General features: G+C 72.1%; 9 protein-coding genes and 9 pseudogenes. 8 read left to right on the top strand and 10 right to left on the bottom strand.

Annotation, left to right across the window (positions count from 1 at the left end; genetic code table 11):
• Positions 1-118: 118 nt before the first annotated feature.
• From UG55_RS21985 to UG55_RS22035, 10 genes and pseudogenes are all read right to left on the bottom strand, one after another.
• Positions 119-988, bottom strand: coding sequence for a sucrose-6-phosphate hydrolase (locus UG55_RS21985; protein WP_066072512.1), 870 nt, complete (start codon positions 986-988; stop codon positions 119-121).
• On the bottom strand, positions 985-2139 hold the full coding sequence (locus tag UG55_RS21990) for a cysteine protease StiP family protein (protein ID WP_066072515.1): 1155 nt from the start codon (positions 2137-2139) through the stop codon (positions 985-987). The genes UG55_RS21985 and UG55_RS21990 overlap by 4 nt, the downstream gene beginning before the upstream one ends.
• Positions 2136-3713, bottom strand: coding sequence for a phosphoribosyltransferase family protein (locus UG55_RS21995; RefSeq protein WP_066072519.1), 1578 nt, complete (start codon positions 3711-3713; stop codon positions 2136-2138). Before UG55_RS21995 ends, UG55_RS21990 begins: the two co-directional genes overlap by 4 nt.
• Positions 3710-4903 (bottom strand): HpcH/HpaI aldolase/citrate lyase family protein, encoded by a 1194-nt coding sequence (locus UG55_RS22000; RefSeq protein WP_066072522.1) that lies wholly within the window; start codon positions 4901-4903, stop codon positions 3710-3712. Before UG55_RS22000 ends, UG55_RS21995 begins: the two co-directional genes overlap by 4 nt.
• Before the next feature lie 335 nt (positions 4904-5238).
• Positions 5239-5598: pseudogene (locus tag UG55_RS41670) on the bottom strand (beta-mannanase); the annotation flags it as partial.
• Between the two features lie 1777 nt (positions 5599-7375).
• Positions 7376-10828: a hypothetical protein gene (locus UG55_RS22010; protein ID WP_066072524.1), complete on the bottom strand. Its 3453-nt coding sequence runs from the start codon at positions 10826-10828 to the stop codon at positions 7376-7378.
• A 107-nt stretch (positions 10829-10935) separates the two neighbouring features.
• Complete coding sequence (locus tag UG55_RS22015; RefSeq protein ID WP_066072527.1) at positions 10936-12657, bottom strand: Hsp70 family protein; 1722 nt, start codon at positions 12655-12657, stop codon at positions 10936-10938.
• 2512 nt (positions 12658-15169) lie between these two features.
• The gene (locus UG55_RS22025) at positions 15170-15847 is read right to left on the bottom strand and encodes a Tellurium resistance (protein ID WP_066072533.1); all 678 of its coding nucleotides are present in this window, start codon (positions 15845-15847) and stop codon (positions 15170-15172) included.
• A 197-nt stretch (positions 15848-16044) separates the two neighbouring features.
• Positions 16045-17139: pseudogene (locus tag UG55_RS22030) on the bottom strand (DUF475 domain-containing protein); the annotation flags it as partial.
• A 278-nt stretch (positions 17140-17417) separates the two neighbouring features.
• A complete protein-coding gene (locus UG55_RS22035; protein WP_066072539.1) occupies positions 17418-17993 on the bottom strand; it encodes a TerD family protein in 576 nt (191 codons plus the stop codon).
• A 911-nt stretch (positions 17994-18904) separates the two neighbouring features.
• Between UG55_RS22035 and UG55_RS41675 the strand changes: the two genes are divergently transcribed.
• From UG55_RS41675 to UG55_RS41705, 8 genes and pseudogenes are all read left to right on the top strand, one after another.
• On the top strand, positions 18905-19003 hold a 99-nt coding region (locus UG55_RS41675; protein WP_242424936.1), incomplete at its 3' end, for a maltotransferase domain-containing protein.
• A 1-nt stretch (position 19004) separates the two neighbouring features.
• A pseudogene (locus tag UG55_RS41680) lies at positions 19005-19049 on the top strand (hypothetical protein); the annotation flags it as partial.
• Position 19050: 1 nt separating this feature from the next.
• Positions 19051-19545: pseudogene (locus UG55_RS41685) on the top strand (maltotransferase domain-containing protein); the annotation flags it as partial.
• A gap of 1 nt (position 19546) precedes the next feature.
• A pseudogene (locus UG55_RS41690) lies at positions 19547-20312 on the top strand (alpha-1,4-glucan--maltose-1-phosphate maltosyltransferase); the annotation flags it as partial.
• 61 nt (positions 20313-20373) lie between these two features.
• A pseudogene (locus UG55_RS41695) lies at positions 20374-20923 on the top strand (alpha-1,4-glucan--maltose-1-phosphate maltosyltransferase); the annotation flags it as partial.
• Positions 20848-21041, top strand: a pseudogene (locus UG55_RS41700) (trehalose synthase); the annotation flags it as partial. The pseudogenes UG55_RS41695 and UG55_RS41700, both read left to right, overlap by 76 nt.
• Before the next feature lies 1 nt (position 21042).
• Positions 21043-22351, top strand: a pseudogene (gene treS / locus UG55_RS22045) (maltose alpha-D-glucosyltransferase); the annotation flags it as partial.
• A 1-nt stretch (position 22352) separates the two neighbouring features.
• A pseudogene (locus UG55_RS41705) lies at positions 22353-22635 on the top strand (alpha-glucosidase C-terminal domain-containing protein); the annotation flags it as partial.
• Between the last annotated feature and the right edge of the window lie 133 nt (positions 22636-22768).

The following is a 22768-nucleotide window of genomic DNA, read 5'->3' on the forward strand; positions in this document are numbered from 1 at the left end:
CGTCGAGGGTGCCCACCGCCCACCGTACGTGCGTGGCCGAGCACGAAAAGGGCGTCCCGGCACGGTGCACGGTCAGGACACGCACGATGCCCGGGCGGGTCCCGGCTGGACGGTCAGGTCACGGCTGGACGGGTGCGGCAGTGGACGGTGCGGCAGTGGACGGTGCGGCAGTGGACGGTGCGGCGGTGCACGGGGAACGCACCCAGGCGTCAAGCAGGCCCAGCAGCTCGTCGGCGGCCAGCAGCCCACGGGCACCGGTCACGGTGAGGTGCGGAGCCTGCCAGCCCTGCTCGTGCAGCTCGCCGTGCGCCGGCCGGACGGCCCGGTCGGCCGCCGTCAGCATGGGCAGGTCGAGGACGGAGTCGCCGGCGGCGAACACCCGGGTGGCACCGGCCCGGCGGGCCACCTCGGCCACCGCCGTCTGCTTGGTCAGCGGCTCCGGCACCAGGTAGACCTTGCGGCCCTGGCGGGACAGCGCCCAGCCGCCGGCGGCCACCCGCTCGGCGACCCGGGTCAGGTCCGGGATCGCCTCCCGGGTGTGCGCGACCAGGTAGACGAACAGGCCGTCGGCCTCCCGGACGAGGCGCACCCACTCCTCGGCGCCGAGCTCACCGGCCAGCGCCGCCATCTCGGCCAGCGGCGCGCACGCCCCCGCGAGCCGCGCCGCGACCTCCGCCGCCCAGGCCGGGTCGGGAACACCGTCGACCAGCAGGTGCCCGCCGTTGGCCGCGACGGCGTACCGGGGCCGCACCCCGAGATCGATCCGCTGGTACTGGGCGAGCGTGCGGGTGGTGACCGGAACGAACACCGCCGTCCGGTGCAGTGCCGCCAGCAACCGCAGGCTCGCGGCGCTGGAGTACGCGGACGGGACGCCGTCGATCCGCTCGACCAGGGCGATCTCGGGCTCGGGCACGCCGGGCACGAGGTGGAAATGGTGCCGGGAGAAGATCAGCGTCTGGTCGAGGTCGCAGGCGAGCAGCGCGGTCACGGCGCCACCGGCCGCCAGCGCGCCGCCGGGGTGTGGAACACCGGCCGCGCCTCGGCACGGACCGGCCGGACCAGCCCGACACAGGAGAACGGCAGGCCGGCCATCTCCTCCACCGGCACACCCCGCGCCTCGGCGAGCGCCAGCACGTGCGCTAGCTCGCCGAGGCGGTCGGGGGCGACCAGGATCCGCCACGGAACCCGGCGCAGCAGCACCCGGGTCGCCTCCCCGACCCCGGGCTTGACCATGATCACGTCCGGGATGTCGAACTGGGCCGCGATGCGCTCGACCGCCGCCCAGCCCTCCCAGGTCGGCGTCCGGTCGGCGGACCACAGCCGGGGCCACTCGCGGTCCACCTCGTCGGCGACCTCGTCGAACCGGTCGACGATCGTGTCGACGAAGTGCCGGGAGAGGTCGTGCTCCGCGAGCTCGCGGTAGAACTTCGCCCCGTGGAAGTCGTCCGGGCCGATGTGCTCGGCGTTGAGCACCGTGCGGCTGACCAGCCCGCTCACCGTGGAGTTCAGGCAGGCGCTGGGGATCAGGAAGTCGTCCCGGGTGCCGTACAGCGGCACGCATCTGGCCGGGTCGGCCAGCACGGCCAGGGTGTCGTCCAGGCCGAGCCCGCCCACCGCCTCGGCCAGCACCCTGGTCATCACGCCCTTCCCGGTCCAGCCGTCCACGAACTGGACCGCGGCGGGGTCGTGCCGCTCGGTGATGTGGCGCAGCGCGTTGTGGTCCACCCCCCGGTCCTTGATGACCGAGATCGCGTAGTGCGGGACGTCCAGGCCGTGGCGGAACCGGTACCAGCGCCGCATCAGGATGCCGATGGGCGTGCCCGCGCGGGCGATCGAGGCGAGCACCGGCGCCGGCTTGGTGTGCCGGACCAGCTCGGCCACGACGCCGGTGGCCAGCGCCACCCGCCGTGCGGAGCGGTCCAGCGCCTGCCGGTAGATGTCCAGGTAGGCGGCGTCCGGCTGGAACTCGACCGGCAGGTCCTCGGAGTAGTGCCGGCCGGACTGGAACCCCTCCTCACGGTCCTCCGTGGGCCGTTCGAGGTTCGCGGCGCTCAGGTCGGTGAGCAGGAAGGTGACGTCCTCCGGCAGGTAGGAACCGGAACCGATCAGCGGCCGGCCGCCGCGGCTGGTGCGAGTCACTCGGCACGCTCCTGGTGCCCGCCGTCCGCCGGCACGTAGCAGGGAATGGTCACCACGGTCACCGGCGCGCAGGTGCGCAGCGCGCCGATCAGGCCGTCCAGCGCGGGACCGGCGGGCACCGGGCCCAGGCCGTCCAGGCCGGAGTCCACGACGACCACGATGTCCTCGTAGCGGCCGGGGGTCACGTTGTAGACGTGGCTGACCCGCTCCGGGTCGTCGGGCGCGGGGAAGGTCAGCGACGACCGGATCGCGCAGCCGTCCACGTCCAGCGGGTGGACGGGTGACCGGGTGGTCGACTGGTAGACGACCGACCGGCCGCTCACCTGGGCCAGGCTGTCCGCCAGGCGCATCGGCACGTACATCAGCTCCTCCGTACCCAGGACCAGGATCTCGCCCCCGCGCGCCGGCTCCGATCCGCCGCCCGCGCGCATCCCCGCCAGTACCTGGCCGGCCACGGCGGGGAGCTCGGCGGTGAGCCGTTCCCGGGTCCGCTGGGACCAGCCGTGACGCGCTCCGTCCGGCAGGCCAGCCGGCCAGCTCACCGTGACGTGGGTCACGGCCCCCGTGGGGCTCGACGGCACCGCCGCGCTGGACGGCACCGCCGCGCTGGCACCCGGCGGTTCCGCGGCACCGGCGGCCAGCGGATCGGCACCGCCCGACGCTGCGCGGGTGTCGAGCCGGCCGCGGATGCCGGCGGCGCGGGCGGCCACGTCCTCGGGCACCGCCACGGTGGCCGCGACCAGCGAGACGACGTCCAGCCGCACGCCCAGTTCGGCGGCGAGCGCTTCGAAGGCCGCCCGGGCCGCCGGGGGGCGGGCATCGACCAGCGCCGCGACCGCGTAGTCCGTCCGGGGGGCGAACGCGTGCAGGATCCGGATGGTGCCCAGCGCGGTCCGGCCGGTGGAGAGCTCGTCGTCGACGAGCAGCAGCCGACCCGGGCGGGTCAGCACCTCGGGATCCGCCGGCATGAGCCAGTGGTGCGTCGCGTGCGAGTGGGACTCCACGAACTCCAGCAACGGGCTGTGGCCGGGGACCCGACGGCGCGTCGTGTGCAGGTAATGGCTGTTGGGGAGGCCGTCGGAGACGCAGTGGCCGAGGGCCGTCGCCGTCTCGCAGTAGCCGATGACGAGCGGTACCTCGGCCGCCGCCGGTCCCGGGCCGGACCAGTGACCCGGCTCGGGCAGCGCGCGCACGAGCGCGGCCAGGCGGGCACCGGCGTCGAGGGCCGCTGCCGGCGGCACCGGAAGGTGCTTGCCGAGAACCCGGCTGACCAGCAGATGCGCCCGCCGGGGATTGCGGCGCAGCGCCAGGCCCACGAGACGGCGCAGCGCATGCCCCGCGGAGTCCCGCCCGCCAGCCTCCAGACCACTGAGGCCGAGCCGGTCAGGGCCGAGCCGGTCGAGGTTGTGTCCGCGGATCTCCACCCGCAGGCCCAGTTCCTCCCACAGCCAGTCCGGGTCGGACGGGAGTGGGGCCGGGACCGGGACCGGGACCGGGGCCGGGGCCGGGGCCGGGGCCGGGGAAGCCGCCGGTGTCCCGCTCCGGTGCGGTCCCCCGCGGGCCACGGCGGTCATCGGAGCGCGTCCTGGGTCGCGGCGAGGACGTCGACGAACGTCAGGCCCTCCCGGAGCACGCCGAACGCCCGAGCCCGCCGCCGCACGGCCTCCGCCCACAGCCGGTGCGGGCGCAGCTCGTTCATCTTGTTCTCGTAACTGCTGGCCCGGACCCCGCCCGCGTCGCCCGCAAGAACCACCTCCGCGTCCTCGTACTCCTCCTGGGTGACGACGTACAGCGCGTGCACCGCCGGCACATGGCTCGGATGGATCACCGTCTTGCCGATCAGCCCGTTCGCCTTGTCCAGGACGACCTCCCGGATCAGCCGGTCGAGGTCGGCCGACACCAGTTCGGATCGGATCCGCGCACCCCGCCCGCTGCCGTGCACCAGGTCCGCCCCTTCGAACGGCGTCACTCTCAGTGCACTGACGAACAGTCTCTCGGGCTGCGCGAAGTACTCCCATACCGGCCCGGTGACAACATGGTCACCGCCACGGGCGCAGATGTTCACGATGTCAGCGATGCAGTCCCGGACAACAGCGATGTCGTAAATGGTGAGATCGCGGTCGCGGCGAAGCCCGAACAGCCCGGAGAGATCTGTCGCCCCGAGCCGCACGGCGAGCACGTTGTCCGCGTGTTTGTCGATCAGGTCGCGGACGCCGGTCAATGCCGCCACCCGGGATTCGCGGTAGATCACCGACGGGCTTTCGAGCACTGGCATGGCCCACAGCGGGCGGCCGAGCAGTTCCGAGCCGCGCAGCACCGCGTCCAGCGCCGGATCACCGTTCTCGATTCCGAACTTCGGCAACACGAATCCCGCCAGCAGGGCTCGGCCCGGCCCGCTCAGACGCGCCAGCAGGGCCGGCATCTGCGCGATCGCACGTACCCGGACGAACAGCATCGGCGGACCGTCGCCGCAGGCCGGCGGGCACTGGCCGAGATCCTCCAGCGCGGCGATGACGTTCGCCTCGGCGTCGGCCACCTCGTGATCGGCGATGGCGTCCTCCAGGCAGAGAACCATCGAGGTCACACCGGCGGCCACCTGCCGCCGGACATCCCTGGCCAGGCAGGGCCGGGTACCGGGGGCGTAGAGGGTGGCGCCGAGCGCGGTCGCCACGAGCCGGCGGTCGTCAGCGGCCACGATCTCCTGCGGAGCGCGATGGAACAGCGCCCCGGCGACCTGCCCGTCAAGGAAGCTGAAGTGACGCAAGCGGTGCGCTCCTGTCAAGACGGTCCGACGATCAGATCCACCCACGGCGCCCGGAGCAGGCGGGGCTCTCCCGCTCCGGAGCGTGCGGCAGCGCAGGTCACGGGGCACCGGCACAGCGCAGAACACCTGCCGCCGACGGTACCCCGCGTCCCGTGACATCCGGGACAGAACATCACACGACGGCCAGGTGGACAGTTGTCTGTCCGAAGGCAAACAGGCCGCCGCCCCGAGACTCGGGGCGGCGGCCTGTACCGCCGAGATCAGGCGAGGTCGAGATCAGGCCAGGCCGAGATCAGGCGGACCCGGCCAGACGGTCAGCCTGCGGCAGACCAGCCTCAGGCAGACCCGAACAGCTTCTTGTACAGCGACCCGGCCTTCGGGTTCTGGCCGCCGTTCTGGATGGTCGAGCAGACGTTCCCGGGCGCGGCGTCGTGGAAGTACGCCTCGTACGCCATCACGTCGGTGTTCTTAGAGAACGTGTCGAACATCTTCTGGATGTAGAAGGCGTTGTCACCGCCGCCGCCGCGGCTGCAGGAGGCCACACCCCACTCCCCGACGCCGACCTTCTTACCGTGCTCCCGGGCGAAGTTGATCAGGTAGCACAGACCGTTCGGGGTGTTGCACTGCTTGTTCCACTCGGCCTCGTTGCGGGAGGGCGGGTACCAGTCGTAGGAGTCGATACCCACGTAGTCGACNTATTCGTCGCCGGGATACGCGGCCCACGGCGTACCGGTCTTCGGCACCGGTGAGCTGTGCGCGTTGAAGGTCCAGTCGATCTTCACTTCCGGATCAGTGGACCGAATGGCCGTAGAAATCTTGCGGAAGCAGTCGCGGAATTCCGTACCGGCATTGTCCGCATGCCAGTACATGAAGGTTCCGTTGAACTCCCACCCGATTCGCACGATCGAGTCGGCGCGCCCGTTGTTCTTCAGGAAGGTACCGAAGGTCTTCCAGTACTTGTCGTACTCGCCGCGGGCGCAGGCCGCGTTGCTGCCCTGCCCCTTCGGGAACGTCGGCTGGCTGATGACCAGCTTGCCGGGGAAGTTCTTGTACAGGTCCAGCGGCCAGCGGGGCTCGACCATCGCCGACCAGCCCTTGCTACGGACGGTGAACACATGCGCGATGTCGTTCGCCCGCCCGCGCCAGTTCCCGAAGGACAGCACCTGCGCCAGGACGTGCGACGGGTAGACACCCGACATCCAGGGCAGACCGGAGAACTTCCCGACGCTACTGGTGGTGGGCGCACCGGCACCCGAACGCGACCCGCCACCGGCCGACGCACTCGCGGACGGACGGGGCGCCGCGGAAGCGGTCGGAGCCGAGGTGGCCGGAGCCGAAGTGGCCGGGGTCGAAGTGGCCGGGGTGGTCGGCGCCGAGACCACCCGGTCCTCTGCCGGGTCCTCCGCCGGATCCGCTTCCGGTTCCCCCGCCTGGTCCGCGGCGACCAGCTCCGTCTCGACGACATCGAGGGTGCCGCTCGCCTCCAGCGAGTCCTGCCGGGCGGTGACCGTCACCCGGCCGGAGAAACCGGCGGGCACCTGGAATCCGAGGATGAACCGGCCGTCCGCCCCAGCCCGGGCCGTCGCGGATCCGCCGAGGTCGGCGGTGGCGGCGGTGACGGCGACGTCCTTGCCGGGGCTGAAGCCACGGCCGCCCGCGAGCACGATGTCACCGTCGAAAAGCACCACGGTGAGGGTCGGTGCCCCGGTCGCCGCCGGCCCCGCCGTCAGGCCGGTGACGGGTACCTCCTGGCCGCCCGCGCCCTCGGCGCCGCCGGCACCCTCCGGGCCGGCCGGCCGGGTCGGGCTCGGTTTGGTGCTGGTGGGGGCCGCGCCGGCGGGCGCCACCAGCGCCAACGGCAGCAACAGGGCGAACGCGGCGGTCAGGCTCAGCCGCGGCCCGCGGCCGAGCCGGCCGCGGCGGCGCCGCTCCCACAGGCCGAACAGCTCCCACGGGCCGAACAGGGAGACAGCTCTGGAACGCCGGCAGGACCCGGCTCGGGATGAACGGTCGACCCGAGGGGTCGGTCGGCCGCCGGTTGTCGAGGCCATGCTCGCGTGCCGCCTTTCGGTCGTGGCATGGATCATCGACGGACAACGGTCCGGCACACGACGGACCGACAAGGGCCGCCCGCGGCTCGTCCCCTCCGAGCCCGCCACCGTCCTGGTGAGGGCCCAGCGCGCCGCGTCGGTGCCAGAGCCGACGGCGTCCGTCCGAATCTCCGGCTTCGCGTGCCGGATCGGGAAGAATCCGGCCGCACTACATTCGACTGACGTGCCTCATCGTAAGGGACTAACCAGAACGGGGGTGGTCCTACCGGGAAATATCCGGCGCGTTGCCGGGAAAACCCACCGGCACCTACCATCCGCTTACCGTGAGTTTAAGTAACGGATACACAACTGGCCCTTGACCAGGCCCGGCCTGATCGAGTGGGTGCGCTGCGGAGAATTCCTTCTCGGTTCGGACGAACTCTCAGCGAATGACGAGCTGGGCGTCCTCAGGATGGTCGACCCACACCGCCGGCCCCTCCGGCGTCACCACCGGCAGAAGCCTGACCCCCCACGGCAGCTGGGCGCCCTCCAGCGTTACTTCCATGGTCCACGAACCCGAGCTCGGACCGGCCTCCAGGTCGGCGAGCACCTGCCCCTCGGCCGGGGCGCCGGGCGGCTCCTCACCGGGCCGGGCGACCAGCACGAGCCGGGGCGTCGGCCCGGTGGAGCGAACCTGGACCCGCAGTACCCGCCGCCGCCGCCAGCCGGCCTTCGCCACGGAGTACGAAACCGAGGTCAGGTCGGTGAGGTCCGGCGCGGACACGCTCGGCGAGGGCGGCGGCAGCGGCCCCGGTGCCGGAGCCGCGACCGGGGGGTGACCTGGTGCGGGCGGCGGAGCCGGCGCCGGGGCTTGAGCCGAACCGTATGGCGGCGCCGGTGCCTGCGGTGCGGCCAGCGTCTGCGGTGCGGCCAGCGTCTGCGGCGGTGTCTGCGGCGGCGGCGGTGGCGGTGGCGGTGTCTGCGGCGGTGGCGGCGGTGGCGGCGGCGATGCCTGCGGCCGGGAGATCGGCGCGGGCGCCGGCGGCTGCGTTCGGGGGGGCGATGCCGGCGCCGTGGAGGCCGCCGCCGCGGGTACCGCGGCGACCGCCGGGGCCGGAGGCGGCATGACGTCGATCACCACCGGCTGGGTGCCCGGCGAGAGGGCCGGCAGCGGGCCCCCGAGCTGCGGCAGGACATCCTGGCCGGGCCCATAACCAGCGGAGACCGGCGCGGCGAACGAGGTGGACGAGGGCGTCGCCGGTGCTGACGTCGCACCGAAGTGCCCGGGGACGCCGGGTATCCCGGCGGACCCGGGCAGGCCGGCGGCCGCGGGGCCGGCGGAGAAGGCGGGGCCGGCGGAGAAGGCGGGCACAGCGGCGGCCACCCGGTGACGCACGGACCGGCCGACGACACCCAGGTCGCCGGAGACCGTGACCGGCACGTAGATCAGCTCACCGGTACCGGCGTCAGGCGGAGCGGCGGCGTCCCGCAGATGCCCGTTCCGGCTCGCGCCGACCAGCCTGAGCGGCGGCACCAGCTCGGTGAGCGGCAGCTGGGTGCCTTCCGGCCCCAGCAGGGCCAGCGGTCCGGAGCCCGCGGCGGCGGTGGTCGGCACCGGCACGGTGTAGACCCGCACCTCCCCCGTGGCCGGCGCGGTCCAGCGCAACGAGACCTGGTCGTCCTCGGTGCCGATCATCAGGTCGGTAACCGGCCGTGGGCGGGCGACGACGCCGAACGTCGTCTGGGCCCCCGCCGTCCGCGCGGGGCTGCCGTCGACGTCGACGTACTCGACGAACGCGCGGTAGTGATAACCCGCGCCCGGCAGCACATCCGGGTCCAGGAAGCTGGCGCCGGTGACCCGGGCACGCCGGGCCGGGGCGGCGGCGGTGGACCCCGGGTCGACCGTCCGCTCGATCGTCACCGTGTCCGACGGCCCGCCGGGCCGCCAGGTGAGGCGGACACCGGCCGGAGTCGCCTCGGCCCGCAGGTCCGTGAGGTCGCGTACCGCGATCACGGGCGCGGTGCTCACCGGGCGGGACCGCCGCTCGCCGGACACCGCCGTCACCTCGTGCCGCACCGCCTCCCAGGCCGGGGCACCCGCGTCCGAGAGCTCGGTGGAGCTCGTCGTGCCCAGGGGCTGCCGGTCGACCCGCCTGGACCCGGCTTCCACGACGATCCGTTCCACCTTGTAGCTGACCGGCCCCGCGGACGGGGACGGCCGCCACCGCAGCACGACGGCGCCGTCCACCGGCACCGCGGTCACGTCCGTCGGCGGCTCCAGCGGCAGGGCGGCGAGCGCGGCCAGCGCCTCGCGGCTGTCCGCCGCGGTCGCCAGCACCGCGACGAGGGCGGCTTCCCGCTGGTCCGGTGGCAGCCCTCGGGCCGCCTCGACCCGGCGCCGGATCACCGCCTGCTCCGCGGTCAGCTCACCGAGCACCTCCGCCGGCGTACGGCCGTCCGGGCCCGGCATGTCCGCGGCGCGTGCCACCAGCCAGCGGGCACGCTCGACCGCCGCGTCCGGGCGCAGGGTCGCGCGCTCCTCGGCCAGCGCGCGCCAGCCGGCCTCGGCGGCACCCAGCGCCGCGCGCACCAGCGACTCAAGCTCGTCCGCCGCCCCGGCCACACCGTTGCCGGCAGCCGGACCGGCCGCCGCGAGCGCGGCGCGGAGGCGGGCCAGCCCGTCACGGGCCTCCCGGGGCCGCCCGCCCTCCAGCGCCTGGCGCACCGCGGTCAGCGCGTCACCGGCCGCCCTGACCTCCCGCAGGCTGTGCCGGCATCGCCGGCAGGTCACCGCGGCCGCCTCGGTGAGCGCGGCGCACGCGGGGCAGGAGGTGTACAGCTTCGCGTCGCAGTACCGGCAGGTGAGCGAACCGCCGACCGGCTCGGGACGCCCACAGCCGGGGCACAGCACGTAGTCGACGGGGCCGCCGGTGCTCACCGGGGCGCCGAGATCGCGGGCGATGCCGAGGATGACCGACTTCACCCGCTCCGCCCCGAGACCGCCGCCGGCGGCCAGCGCCGCCCGGACCAGGCCCTCGTAGGCGACCGCGGTCAGCTCACCGTCGAGCACCACATGCTCCTCGACGGTGGGGCGCAGCTCGTCCGCCACATCGGCCAGCAGGCCCGCCGTGTAGGCCGCCGGGTCGCTCTCGATCAGCCGGGACCGCACCAGCGCCAGCAGGTCGGCCGTCAGCGTCTTCTCCCGGTCGTGCGGGCGGCGGGCGTTGCCCGCGGCGACCGCCTCCCAGGCGGCGCGGATGCGCTCCGGCCCGGCGTCCGGCTCCACGCCGAGGAAGTCCCACAGCGACGCCGTGCCGAGCTGGTCCCCGCCGCGCAGCACACGCAGGTCCGCCAGGCGCTGGCGGATCTGGTTGCGGACCTCGGGGGCCAGTGCCCGCACCCCGGCGCCCTCCCCGTCGGGAAGGATGGTCTCGCGGGCGAGCCGCGCGTCGAACGCCGGCCCGGGCACACCGGCGGCGGCGGCGAGCCGCCGCAGGCCGTCCACCCGGGACGCCGGAATACCCCCGAAACGATCACGCAGCGTGACGAGGTAGCCGTCGACCTTGGCGAGCCGTTCCGCGTCACCGCTGCGCCGGGCCTCCAGCACCTGGTGACGCAGCCGCGCGCGGAGGTCGCCGTCCAGCAGCGGCGCCTCCCACTCGGCGCGCCGGCGGACGAGCTCGGTCGCCAGCGCCGCGTACTTCGCCGAGTTGCGTTCCCGCTGCAGGAACGCCATCACCCGGGCGAGCTGGGCGGCCACCTCCGAGTCGGTGTGCTCCTCGCGCGGGTCGAGATCCGCTATCCAGAACGCGTCGGTGGTGTCCACCGGTGTCCGGGCGCGCAGCGGAGCCAGGACCCGTCGCCGGTAGCCGCTGCCGTCGAATGCCGCGCTCACCGCTCCACCCTCGCTAGCCGCCGCCCGCACGCCCGAACGCCCGCCCGGGACTCTCCGCTCCAGGACGAGGGTACGGACCCCAACCTGGTCCGCGGACACGGCAGTGGTCAGTCCCGCTGTTTGAGGAGACTGACCTTCGCCGACTCCTCCGACTTCATGCTCTCGCTGCCGACGCCCGCGGTGACCCGCAGCACCAGCGGCTCGGAGGCACCGACATGGGTCGCGGTGACCTTGATTGTCTGGTCCCGCCCCATCTCGAAGGTGACCTCGACCGGTGTGCCGCGGGGGTGACCGGCCGGAATGCCGCTGATCGCGCCGGCCACGATCACCTTGTTGTCCTGGATGCGCGTCGACTCGACCCCGGTGCCCTGCTCGAAGACCCGGATGTCGACCTCCGCCTGGTCGTCCGAGATCGTGTAGAAGGTGCGCTTCACCTGGATCGGCAGGGCGTCGTTCTGGTGGGCCAGGAAGGCCGCCACCGCCGTCCCGCGATCCTCCGCGAAGATCCCGAAGCCGCGGGAGGTGACGTCCGTCACCCGGGTGCGCACCAGATCGACCACGGAGGAGGTGGTGAGCCCGGCGGCGGCGGCACTCGCGGCCGCGGCGACCTCCAGGTCACCCGTCGCCGCCGCGTCCAGCGGCTGGTCCGGGCGCAGCCGCCCGCTCTCCACCAGCTGGGCGCGGACATCCCGCTCCAGCGCCTTCTTCTGCCCGTAGACCGCGGCACCCTTGGCCACGGCGAGGTCGGGGTCGGCGAGCCGGCAGGTGAGCCCGAACGCCTCGCCGAGGCGGCGGGCCACCGCCGGCAGCTTGCTCATCCCGCCCACGAGAAGGCACAGGTCGATGGTGTCGACCCCCTTCTCCTTCGCCCGCTGCAGAACCGAGCCGGTGAGGTCGACGGTGCGCTGCAACAGCGGCCCGGTGATCTCCTCCAGCGTGGCGCGGGTGAACGTGACGCTGCACCGCCGCCCGCCGTGCACGACGAGGACGTCCACGCTCTCCCGCCCGGACAGCGCGAGCTTCGCGTCCTCGGCCGCGGTGAGCAGCTCCTGCTCGTCGTAGACGTCGTCGAGCGGGTCACCCGCGTCCGGCTGCTCCTCGACGAACTTCTGCGCCAGGTAGCGGACGATCTCGTTGTCCCAGTCGGCGCCGCCGAGCTCGTGGTCGCCGTCGGTCGCGACCACGGTGATGTCGTTGCCGTCCAGCCGGATCACCGTGGTGTCGAAGGTTCCGCCACCCAGGTCGTACACGAGCACGGTGGAGGCGGACTGCCCGTCCTGGGCGAACCCGTAGGCGAACGCGGCGGCGGTCGGCTCGTTGATGATGTCGACCACGTTGAGGCCGGCGAGCTCGCCGGCGAGCTTGGTCGCCTTGCGCTCCTCGTCACCGAAGTAGGCCGGGACGGTGATGACGACGTCGGTCACCGGTATCCCGGTCGCGCGCTTCGCGTCCGCGGCGAGGGCCTTGAGCACCAGGCTCGACACCGACGCGGCACTGTACTCGACGCCGTGCGCGACGAACCGCCAGTCCGAGGTGCCCATGTGCCGCTTGACGAGCCGGGCGACGTCGTCAGGACGGATGCGGGCCTGGCGCTTGGCCTGCGAGCCCACCACGAAGGAGCCCGCGGCCCCGCTCTCACCGCCGGCGCCGCTCTCACCGCTCTCACCGCCGGTGATTCCCGCGCTGCCGGCGTCGAAGAGGACCGCGGAGGGAGTCGTCGGCTGCGACTCGATGTTGCGGATGACGTCCGGGCGGCCGTACTCGTCGACCTGGGCGATACACGAGTAGGTGGTGCCCAGGTCTATTCCGAACACCTTGGTGCCTGCCACCGTCTGATCTTCCCTTCCGCTGACGACTGCTGCCACCGACAGCCCGCGGCCCGCGGTGTCCCCGTCGGCGTCTGCCTCATGATGATGACGGGGCCGTCAGGCGTACTTGTAGCCGGCCGCCCCCAGGCAGGCCCACACGTGTCCACACGGACACATACGGACACACGCGGACACGGACGGAGGCCCGCGTCGGCACTCAGCGCGACCGGTAGACCTCTGTCTCCGCGGGCCGGACGACTGTCGACTCGCCGCGCAGGAAACCGGGCCGCACCGTCCGCGCGACCGTGCCGTCCAGAGCCGGGCTGTCCGTGTCGACCCTGCGGACGCCGAGGCACCGGCCGGGATCGAACGGATCACCGACCTCCGGGGTGAACGGGCGGACATCCGCGGCCAGGTCGAGGATCTGGAGCAGCTGCTTGCGCAGGATCCCCGCCACGCTCTGCCCGTCCTCGGCGCCGAGACTGCTCATCTGGTCATAGAGCCGGATCAGACCACGCAGCAACGGCGTGATCGCCTCGGTCAGTTCGCCGCCGCGCAGCCGGCCGTTCTCCGCATGCAGCCGGTCGACGAGCTCGGCGTCGTGCCGGCGCAGGCGGACGAGTTCGTCGACCCGCTCGGTAAGACGCTCGAGCGCCCGCTGGTCGAGGGTCGGCTCCCCGGGGTGGGCGCCGCCAGGGGCGCTTCCACCCGCGGTGTCGGCGCCGCGCAGGCCCGGGAGGGCGGTGGCCGGCACCCGCGACGAAGACGTCATCGGGTCCACCGCGGGGGCCGGGCGCTCGTCGGCGGCGCCGGCAGCGGCGGCGCGGTCAGAAACGGCGGTGCGGTCAGAAACGGCGGTGCGGTCAGAAACGGTGCCGTCCGTGCCCGGGGCCGAGGGGTTCGCGGCGGCAGGATCCGTGACCGCTCCGGCGCCGACAGCTCCGGAGTCTGCCTCTTCGGCGCCGGCGCCGTCGGCAGGGACAACGGCGGCTCCGGCGGCCGCGGTACCCCGAGCTGGCGTTCGGCCATCCCTGGCCGGGGCGAGGTCATCCCGCGGGGGGGCGCTTCCGCCGAGGATCTCGTAGTCCAGCAGGTCGAAAGCCTCCGGGCGGGCGATCTCGCGACTGTCCTGCGCGAAGTCGNCCGACACCGTCGGCGGCGGCACGAGCGGCACCGCGGGCTCCGAACGAGGCGAGTCGTCGCGCCGGAAGAAGTCGATCTTCTTTGCGGGCACCGGTGGGAGGTCGTCAGCGTCTCCTTGGTATGGCTGGTCCCCGGGGTAGCCGGTGTCCGTGTCATCGGGACCCGGGTAGCCGGCATCAGAGGGGTAGGGCGCATCGGCCGGCCGGCCGGGCGCGGGGTAGCCGGCAGCCCCGTCGTACCCGTCGGCCCCGTACCCGTCGGCCGCCCCGAAGCGGTCAGCGCCATAGCCGTCAGCACCGCCGCCGTCGCGCTGGAAGGCGTCGTCGTGCCCGGCGGCGCCGTACTCGCCACCTGTGCCGCCGTAACCTCCAGCCGCGTCGTAGTCCCCTGAGGCGTCGTAGTCCCCCGCGGGGTCGTAGTCCCCGGCGCCACCGAACCGGTCCAGGTCCTCAGAAGCTCCCGGTTCGCGGTACCCGCCGGCACCGCGGTAACCACCGGCACCACCCTGCCTACCGGCACTCTCGTACCCGCCGGCACCGTCGTACCCGCCGGCACCGTCGTACCCGCCGGCACCCTCGTACCCGCCGGCCCGAGCGGCAGCGCCGTACCGAGGGTCGCCGTCGTGCCGACCGGCGCCCTCGTACCCGCCGCGCTGCCCCGTCCCGTCCCGCTGGCCCGGGTCGTCGAAGCGTTCCGGGTCGTCGGGGTGCACAGGCTCGCCGTAGCGACCGGTCGCGCCGTTCTGGTCGGCCTCGTCGTAACGACCCGTCCTGCCGTAGCGGCCGGCGTCGTCAGGACGCCCGGTGGGGTCGTACCCGTCGCCGGTGAACGCGGGCAGCCGGTAGGCGGCGTCCCGGTGGCTCGGGCCTGCCGACCCGGGCCGGTACCGGGCCTCGGCATCCTCGGCTCCCTCCGGGGGGCCGTACCCGGCTCGTTCGTAGCTCTCCGGCGCGAACACCGACTCCCGGCCGCCCTGGGCGTGCTCGGCGGAGCGCCGCCCGACCGGCACCGGGGCGACCGGCGCCGGGGCGACCTGGCCACGGCGGGGGTATCCACCGGGGCCCGGATCGGTGCTGTCCGCCGCCGCGTCCCAGTCGGCGTCGCCCCGCCCGGCGTCCTGCTCGTCCGCGGGGTCAGGCGGCGGATCGGGCGCGAACCACCGGTAGGTGTCCCCGGCCCCGCCCCGCCCCTCGTCCGAGGGTGCGGGGCCGGAGCCGGCACCGGTACGTCCAGTGCGGGAGGAGCGGCGTGGCTGGAACATGGTGTAACGCCCTTCCCCGGCAGGAGGCGGCACTGGACGGATCATTCCGGAACGCGGGCACTGGACACTGCGCACAGCCTGCACCCTTCCGGCGATCCTCTCAACCGGGGCCAAGCCATGACATTCAGGTCACTTGCGGCCGGCAGTCCAGTTCAGCCCCCAGTTGTACGCGGAGTCCAGCTCACGGTGACCGCCGACGTACCGGACCTCACGGCTGACGCTGAAGTCGTTGCCGGTGTTGGTCAGCAGCGCGATGGCGCACATGCGGGAACCACCCGCCCGCTCGTCGAGATGGACCTCGATCGGGGCCCCCTGCGCCGGAGTCAGCGTCACCACCGCGTTCGCCTGGTCGAAGGAAGCCGCCCCCTCGTAGATGAAGGCGAAGACCAGCAGGCGGCGGATCTCGGCGATCCGGGAAAGGTTGACGTACAGGTTCTCGCCGCCGGTCGCCGCGCCGGTGCGGTCGTCGGCGTCAAGCTGGACGTAGGGCGGATTGTCGAACGAGCCGAACGCGTTCCCCAGCGCCTGCACGACGCCGGAACGGCCGTCGGCCAGCTCGAACAGGCAGGCGAGGTCGAGGTCGACCCCACCGCCCGCGGCGCTGAGCACCCGCTTGAGGAAGCCGCCCTTGCCCCCGGCGCCGCCGGCGCCGTTCTGACTCCAGTTGAGGTTGACGTGCAGGCGGCCGCCGCCGCCCTGCTTGCTCAGCGACACGGTCGGCGCGGACTTGGTGAGCGTCACCTTGTTCAGCGACACCGGTGGTCCAGCCGCCGGCGCCGCGGGTCGCTTGCTGTAGTCGATTCCCATGATCCGCTCCCTCGCGGTTGGTGGGTGTGGCGACGGTGAGATAAGGACGGGCGAAGAGCGGCCGGCGGCCGTCAGGTCTGGGTGCGGACCGCCGGCACGCCGTCACCGTCCCCGATGCTCGGCCCCTCGGAGTCGGCCGGGCCGTCCGCGATGTCGGCACCGGTGCCCGGGTCGCTCGCCGCCGCCTTCCGCTCCTNCGCGCGGAAACGGATGGAGGACACCAGCGCCAGGCCGATGAACGCGACACCGATCAGCCCGGTGACGACCTCGTGCACCTCGGTCTCGATGGAGACGGCGAGGATCACCGCGAGAGCACCGATCGCGTAGTGCGCGCCGTGCTCCAGGAAGATGTACTCACCCAGCGTCCCGCGCCGGACGAGGTAAACGGTGATCGACCGGATGTACATCGCCCCGATGCCGAGTCCGGCCGCGATGACGAAGATGTTCTGGGAGATCGCGAACGCGCCGACCACTCCGTCGAAGGAGAACGACGCGTCGATCACTTCCAGGTAGAGGAAGAGGAAGAAGGCCGCCCGGCCGGACGCAAGGACCAGGTTCGGCGTACCGGTTCGCCGCTGGGGCACCGCCTGGCCGTTCTGCGTGCCGTCGCCAGCCGCCACGCTGCCCGCGGCGGCCTCGTCCTCCTCCTCCGCGCCGATGCCCTGGGCTTCGAAGAACTCGCCGAGCCCGCGGACGCCGAGGTAGGTGGCCAGACCGGCGACCCCGGCCGTCAGCACCTGCTGGGTGTGGTCGCCGGAGAACGCCTCACCGACGACCAGCAGCGCGATGAGCGCGGTGACGACGGGCAGCACGTCCAGCTGGCCGGCCTTGCGGACCGGCTCCTCCAGCCACCTCAGCCACTGGACCTCACGCTCGGGGTCGAACATGAAGTCCAGGAAGATCATGAACAGGAAGATCCCACCGAAGGCGGCGATCGAGGGGTGGGCGTCGTGCAGCCGCGCCGCGTACTCGGCCTCGTCGTTGAGCGCGAGGTCGAACACCTCCACCGGGCTCAGATGCGCGGTGAGCGCGACGATCACGATCGGGAACAGCAGCCGCATCCCGAAGACCGCGATGATGATGCCGAGGCTCAGGAAGAGCCGCTGCCAGACCTCGCTCATCCGTCGCAGGATCGTCGCGTTGATCACGGCGTTGTCGAACGACAGGCTGATCTCTAGGATGGCGAGGATCGCGACCACCGCCGCCGCGTCGCCGCCACCGATGACGCCGGCCGCGGCAATCCCGATCACCGTGATCCCGAGCGACCAACCAAATATCCGAAGCGCATGCACTTCTAGCGAACACCTCCCGGACCGAGTCGCAGTGCTCCGACAGGCATTCGCGGGTGGGGACCGCGGTCCGTACCGACCCCACCACTCATGACATCACCGCGCTGTCGCCGGGCGTTGAATCCAGTGCACCGGGTAGTCCCGGCGGTGTGGACACCGCGCATCGTATTCAGGCACAGGCTCGTCCACATGACCGAAATCCGACGCCGGCGGAAACCCACTCAGCGATCACCCCGGGTCGGACCACCTACCCGGGGTGCCACCACGCCGCTTCCGGCCGATCAGACGTTGACGCCGTAGTCCCGGGCGATGCCGGCGAGTCCGGAGGCATAGCCCTGGCCGACGGCGCGGAACTTCCACTCCGCACCGTGCCGGTAGACCTCACCGAAGACCATCGCGGTCTCGGTCGAGGCGTCCTCGGTCAGGTCGTAACGCGCGATCTCGGACTGGCCGGCCGCGTTCACCACCCGGATGAACGCGTTGCGGACCTGCCCGAAGCTCTGCGACCGCTTCTCGGCGTCGTAGATCGAGACCGGGAAGACGATCTTGTCGATCTCGGCCGGCAGGCCGGCGAGGTCGACGTTGATCTTCTCGTCGTCGCCCTCGCCCTCACCCGTGAGGTTGTCGCCCTGGTGCTCGATGGCACCCTCCGGGCTCTTCAGGTTGTTGAAGAAGATGAAGTGCCCGTCCGAGACGACCTTGCCGTCGGCCCGGCACGCGATCGCGCTCGCGTCCAGGTCGAAGTCGTCACCGGTGGTCGTCCGCACGTCCCAGCCGAGACCGACGACGATGTTGGTGAGACCGGGCGCCTCCTTGGTCAGCGACACGTTGCCGCCCTTGCTGAGGCTGACTCCCACTGCTCCTCCAGATTCGATGTTCAGGGTCTGACGTTCCGGAATGATCGCCGGACCGGGGCCACCGGCCGGCCGACGTCACACTGCCCGCGGGCCAGCCGCCCCACCCAGGGGTACGGGCGGCGGCAGCCTACTGCGTCACACATCACGCCCAAGGCCGCACGCCGGACCGGAGTGTCCGCCCGCGGCCCGCGCGGGCCCGAGGTGACCAGTGACGTCACAGGCCCGGAACCGCTGGCCGCACACCGGCGCCCCGCCGAACGCGCCCCGGCCCCGGACGAGCCCGGTGGCACGCCGACGACCGCACCGGGCGCCGCGAACGCGCGCGAGGGCGCACGGCCGCCTGGCCGTACTCCCACCCGCCGCGAGCCGGCCACACGCCGCCGCTCCGGTGCCACGCCTCCCCTGTCACGGTGCTCTGGTCGACGAGCGTTCGCGTTCCGCAGGTCCACGTCCACCGGTCCACGTCCAACAGTTCCGTGTTAGCGAGACGAACGACAGTCCGTCGTAGTTCCCAGATCACTGAGCCTGCCACCACCAAAGGCCCACCGTTGTCCGCGAGGTCTGTCACTCAGCCGACACACCGACTGATCGTCACGTGACACCCGCAGCCCGATGGGCACACCGTCAGAAATGGCCGCGCGGGCGGTTCACGATCCGGCGGCCCGACCCNAGGAGCTGGACCTCCAGCAGCACTACAAGATCAACGGGAGCAATATTCCCGGCGGAAGGTTAACGACCGGAGCAAGCCGGGAACATCGGTCAGGACCGTGACCATCGGCGCAGCACGACCAGACACACCGCTGAAGCAACACAGGCCCATCCGGTGGTTGCATGCAGTTCACGTGGCGGTGCCATCGAACGCCATGTGCAGGGTCGACCATTGAGTCGTGGTTCGTCTGGATAAGGTCCCCATGATGATCGGACGTTCAGTAGGCCGGGTTGTCATCTCTGACGTGCGCCCGGTCGTCTCCTGTGGCCAGTGGCCGTCGCGGGCGGTGGAAGGGGAAACCNTCACCGTCAGTGCGACGATCTTCCGCGAGGGCCATGACCTCGTCGNGGCAAATGTCGTACTTTCCGGTCCCGACGGTCAGGGTGCTCCGTTCACCCGGATGAAACCGTCCGGTTCGGGCACGGACCGCTACGAGGCGGATCTGACCGTGGGGCGTGAAGGCCTGTGGGGCTTCCGCGTCGAGGCGTGGACCGATCCGGTGGCCACCTGGCGCCACGGCATCGAGCTCAAGGTCGGTGCCGGCCAGACCGCGGACGAGCTGGCCGTCGACTTCGAGGACGGCGCCCGGCTGCTGCTGCGCGCGCTGCCCGGGCTGCCGGAGCCGAACCGGGCCGAGCTGGCCGAGGCGGTCGCGGCGCTGCGCGACGACGACCTCCCCGACCCGCGCCAACGCATCGCCCCGGCCTGCGCCCCGCGGTTGGTGCGCCTGCTGGACGAGCACCCGCTGCGCGAGCTGGTCACCCGCTCACCGCTGTACCGCGTGTGGGTCGACCGACAGCGCGCGCTGTACGGGAGCTGGTACGAGATGTTCCCCCGATCGGANGGCGCCAGCCTCGACCCGCCGCGCTCGGGAACCTTCCTCACCGCCGCCGAGCGGCTGCCCGCCATCGCCGCGATGGGCTTCGACGTGGTCTACCTGCCGCCGATCCACCCGATCGGCGAGGTCAACCGCAAGGGGCCGAACAACACACTGGTACCGGGCCCGGACGATCCCGGCTCGCCCTGGGCGATCGGCAGTGTGCGGGGCGGCCACGACGCCGTGCACCCGGACCTGGGGACACTGGACGACTTCGACCTCTTCGTCGCGCGGACGCGTTCCCTCGGAATGGAGGTCGCGCTCGACCTGGCGCTGCAGTGCGCACCGGACCATCCCTGGGCCAAGCACCACCCGGAATGGTTCGTCGTCCGCAGCGACGGCTCGATCGCCTACGCGGAGAATCCACCGAAGAAGTACCAGGACATCTATCCGCTGAATTTCGACTCCGACCCGGTCGGGATTTATCACGAGATCCTGCGCGTGGTCCGTTTCTGGACCGCCCGCGGGGTGCGCATCTTCCGGGTCGACAATCCGCACACCAAGCCGGTCGAGTTCTGGGAATGGCTCATCGGCCAGGTCAAGGCGACCGAACCGGACGTGCTCTTCCTGGCGGAGGCGTTCACCCGCCCGCCGATGATGCACACACTCGCCAAGGTCGGCTTCACCCAGTCCTACACCTACTTCACCTGGCGGAACGAGCGCTGGGAGCTGGAGGAGTACGCCCGGGAACTGGTCGACTCGGCCCACTACATGCGGCCGAACTTCTTCGTGANCACGCCGGACATCCTGCCCGAGTATCTGCAGCGCGGCGGCCCCGCGGCGTTCCGGATCCNGGCCGTCCTGGCGGCGATGCTCTCCCCGACCTGGGGGGTGTACGCCGGCTACGAGCTGTTCGAGAACACCGCCGTCCGGCCGGGCAGCGAGGAGTACCTCGACTCGGAGAAGTACCAGTACCGGCCGCGCGACTGGGCGGGCGCCGAGCGGGCGGGGACCACGCTGGCCCCCTATCTGACGCGCCTGAACCAGATCCGGCGCGCGCACCCGGCCCTGCACTGGCTGCGCAACCTGCGCATCCACCAGTCCGACGCACCCGAGATCATGGCGTTCTCGAAACGGCTGGGCACCGCGGGAGCCGACGCCTCCGAACCCGAGCGCCTCGGCCCGGGCGACGATCTCGTGATCGTCGTCGTCAACCTTGACCCGCACATGGCCCGGGAGACGACCGTGCGACTGGACATGCCCGCGCTCGGGCTCGAGTGGGGCGACACCTTCGAGGCACACGACGAGATGACCGGCGCGACCTACCAGTGGGGCCGGGAGAACTACGTCCGGCTGGACCCGAGCGAGCCCGCCCACGTGCTGACCGTGCGGCGTGTGCCGTGAGCGGGTCCGAACCCTTCACCGAGCAGGCCCTGCGCCAGACGGTTCCCGGCGACTCGGACGAGACCTCCCACGACCCGCTGTGGTTCAAGCGGGCGGTGTTCTACGAGGTGCTCGTGCGNGGCTTCGCCGACTCCAACGGTGACGGCACCGGTGACCTGCGCGGTCTGGTCGGCAAGCTGGACTACCTGGAGTGGCTCGGCGTCGACTGCCTCTGGCTGCTGCCGATCTACTCCTCGCCGCTGCGTGACGGCGGGTACGACATCGCCGACTACTTCCAGATCCTGCCGGAGTTCGGTGACCTGGGCGACTTCGTGAACCTCGTCGACGAGGCCCACAAGCGCGGCATCCGGATCATCGCCGACCTGGTGATGAACCACACCTCGGACGAGCACCCGTGGTTCCAGGCGTCCCGGTCGGACCCCGACGGCCCGTACGGCGACTTCTACGTCTGGTCCGACACCGACGACAAGTTCCCGGACGCGCGGATCATCTTCGTCGACACCGAGAAGTCGAACTGGACCTGGGACCCCGTCCGCGGCCAGTACTACTGGCACCGCTTCTTCTCCCACCAGCCCGACCTCAACTACGACAACCCGGACGTCCAGGAGGCGATGCTGGAGGTCCTGCGCTTCTGGCTCGACCTGGGCCTCGACGGGTTCCGGCTGGACGCCGTCCCCTACCTGTACGTGCGTGAGGGCACGAACGGGGAGAACCTGCCGGAGACCCACGAGTACCTGCGCCGCGTCCGCAAGGAGATCGACGCCAAGTACGCGGACCGGGTGATGCTCGCCGAGGCGAACCAGTGGCCGTCGGACGTCGTCCAGTACTTCGGCAACGACGACGAGTGCCACATGGCCTTCCACTTCCCGCTGATGCCCCGAATCTTCATGGCGGTGCGCCGGGAGTCGCGCTACCCGATCTCGGAGATCCTGGCCCAGACCCCGGAGATCCCGCCGAACTGTCAGTGGGGGATCTTCCTGCGCAACCACGACGAGCTGACCCTGGAGATGGTCACCGACGAGGAGCGCGACTACATGTACGCCGAGTACGCGAAGGACCCGCGTATGAAGGCGAACATCGGGATCCGCCGCCGGCTCGCCCCGCTGCTGGACAACAGCCGCGACCAGATGGAGCTGTTCACCGCCCTGCTGCTCTCCCTGCCCGGCAGCCCGGTGCTGTACTACGGCGACGAGATCGGTATGGGAGACAACATCTATCTCGGCGACCGGGACGGTGTGCGCACCCCGATGCAGTGGTCCCCGGACCGCAACGCCGGCTTCTCGACCACCGACCCGGCCCGCCTCTACCTGCCGGTGATCATGGACCCGGTCTACGGCTACCAGGCGCTGAACGTCGAGGCCGAACAGCGGATGTCGACGTCGTTCCTGTCCTGGACGAAGCGGATGATCGAGGTCCGCAAACGGCACCNCGTCTTCGGCCTGGGTACTTACGAGGAGCTCGGAGCGTCCAACCCGTCGGTGTTCGCGTTCGTCCGCGAGTTCGGTGATGACCGCGTACTGTGCGTCGCCAACCTCTCCCGGTTCGCGCAGCCCGTCGAGCTGGACCTGCGCCGCTTCTCGGGGCTGGTGCCGGTCGAGCTGCTCGGCCGGGTGCACTTCCCACCGGTCGGCGAGCTCCCGTACCTGCTGACCCTGCCCGGCCACGGGCACTACTGGTTCGCGCTGACTGCTTCGGGGGAATTCACCCAATAGGCGGGCCGGCAGCGCCGCCCGGCACCTGCCGGGTTCGGTCTCGACGCCCGCCTCGGTAGTGAAAGAGACTGGACGCCACGATCTGTCCCGCCGGCGACGAGGACGACGCGACGCGCAGGGAGTGCGCGCAGGG

The organism is Frankia sp. EI5c (genome assembly GCF_001636565.1).
Taxonomy (GTDB): Bacteria; Actinomycetota; Actinomycetes; order Frankiales; family Frankiaceae; genus Parafrankia.

Excerpts from the sequence above, each read along its gene's own strand:
- UG55_RS22025 (WP_066072533.1), bottom strand. The coding sequence starts at position 15,847 with ATGGGAATCGACTACAGCAAGCGACCCGCGGCGCCGGCGGCTGGACCA.
- UG55_RS21995 (WP_066072519.1), bottom strand. The coding sequence starts at position 3,713 with ATGACCGCCGTGGCCCGCGGGGGACCGCACCGGAGCGGGACACCGGCG.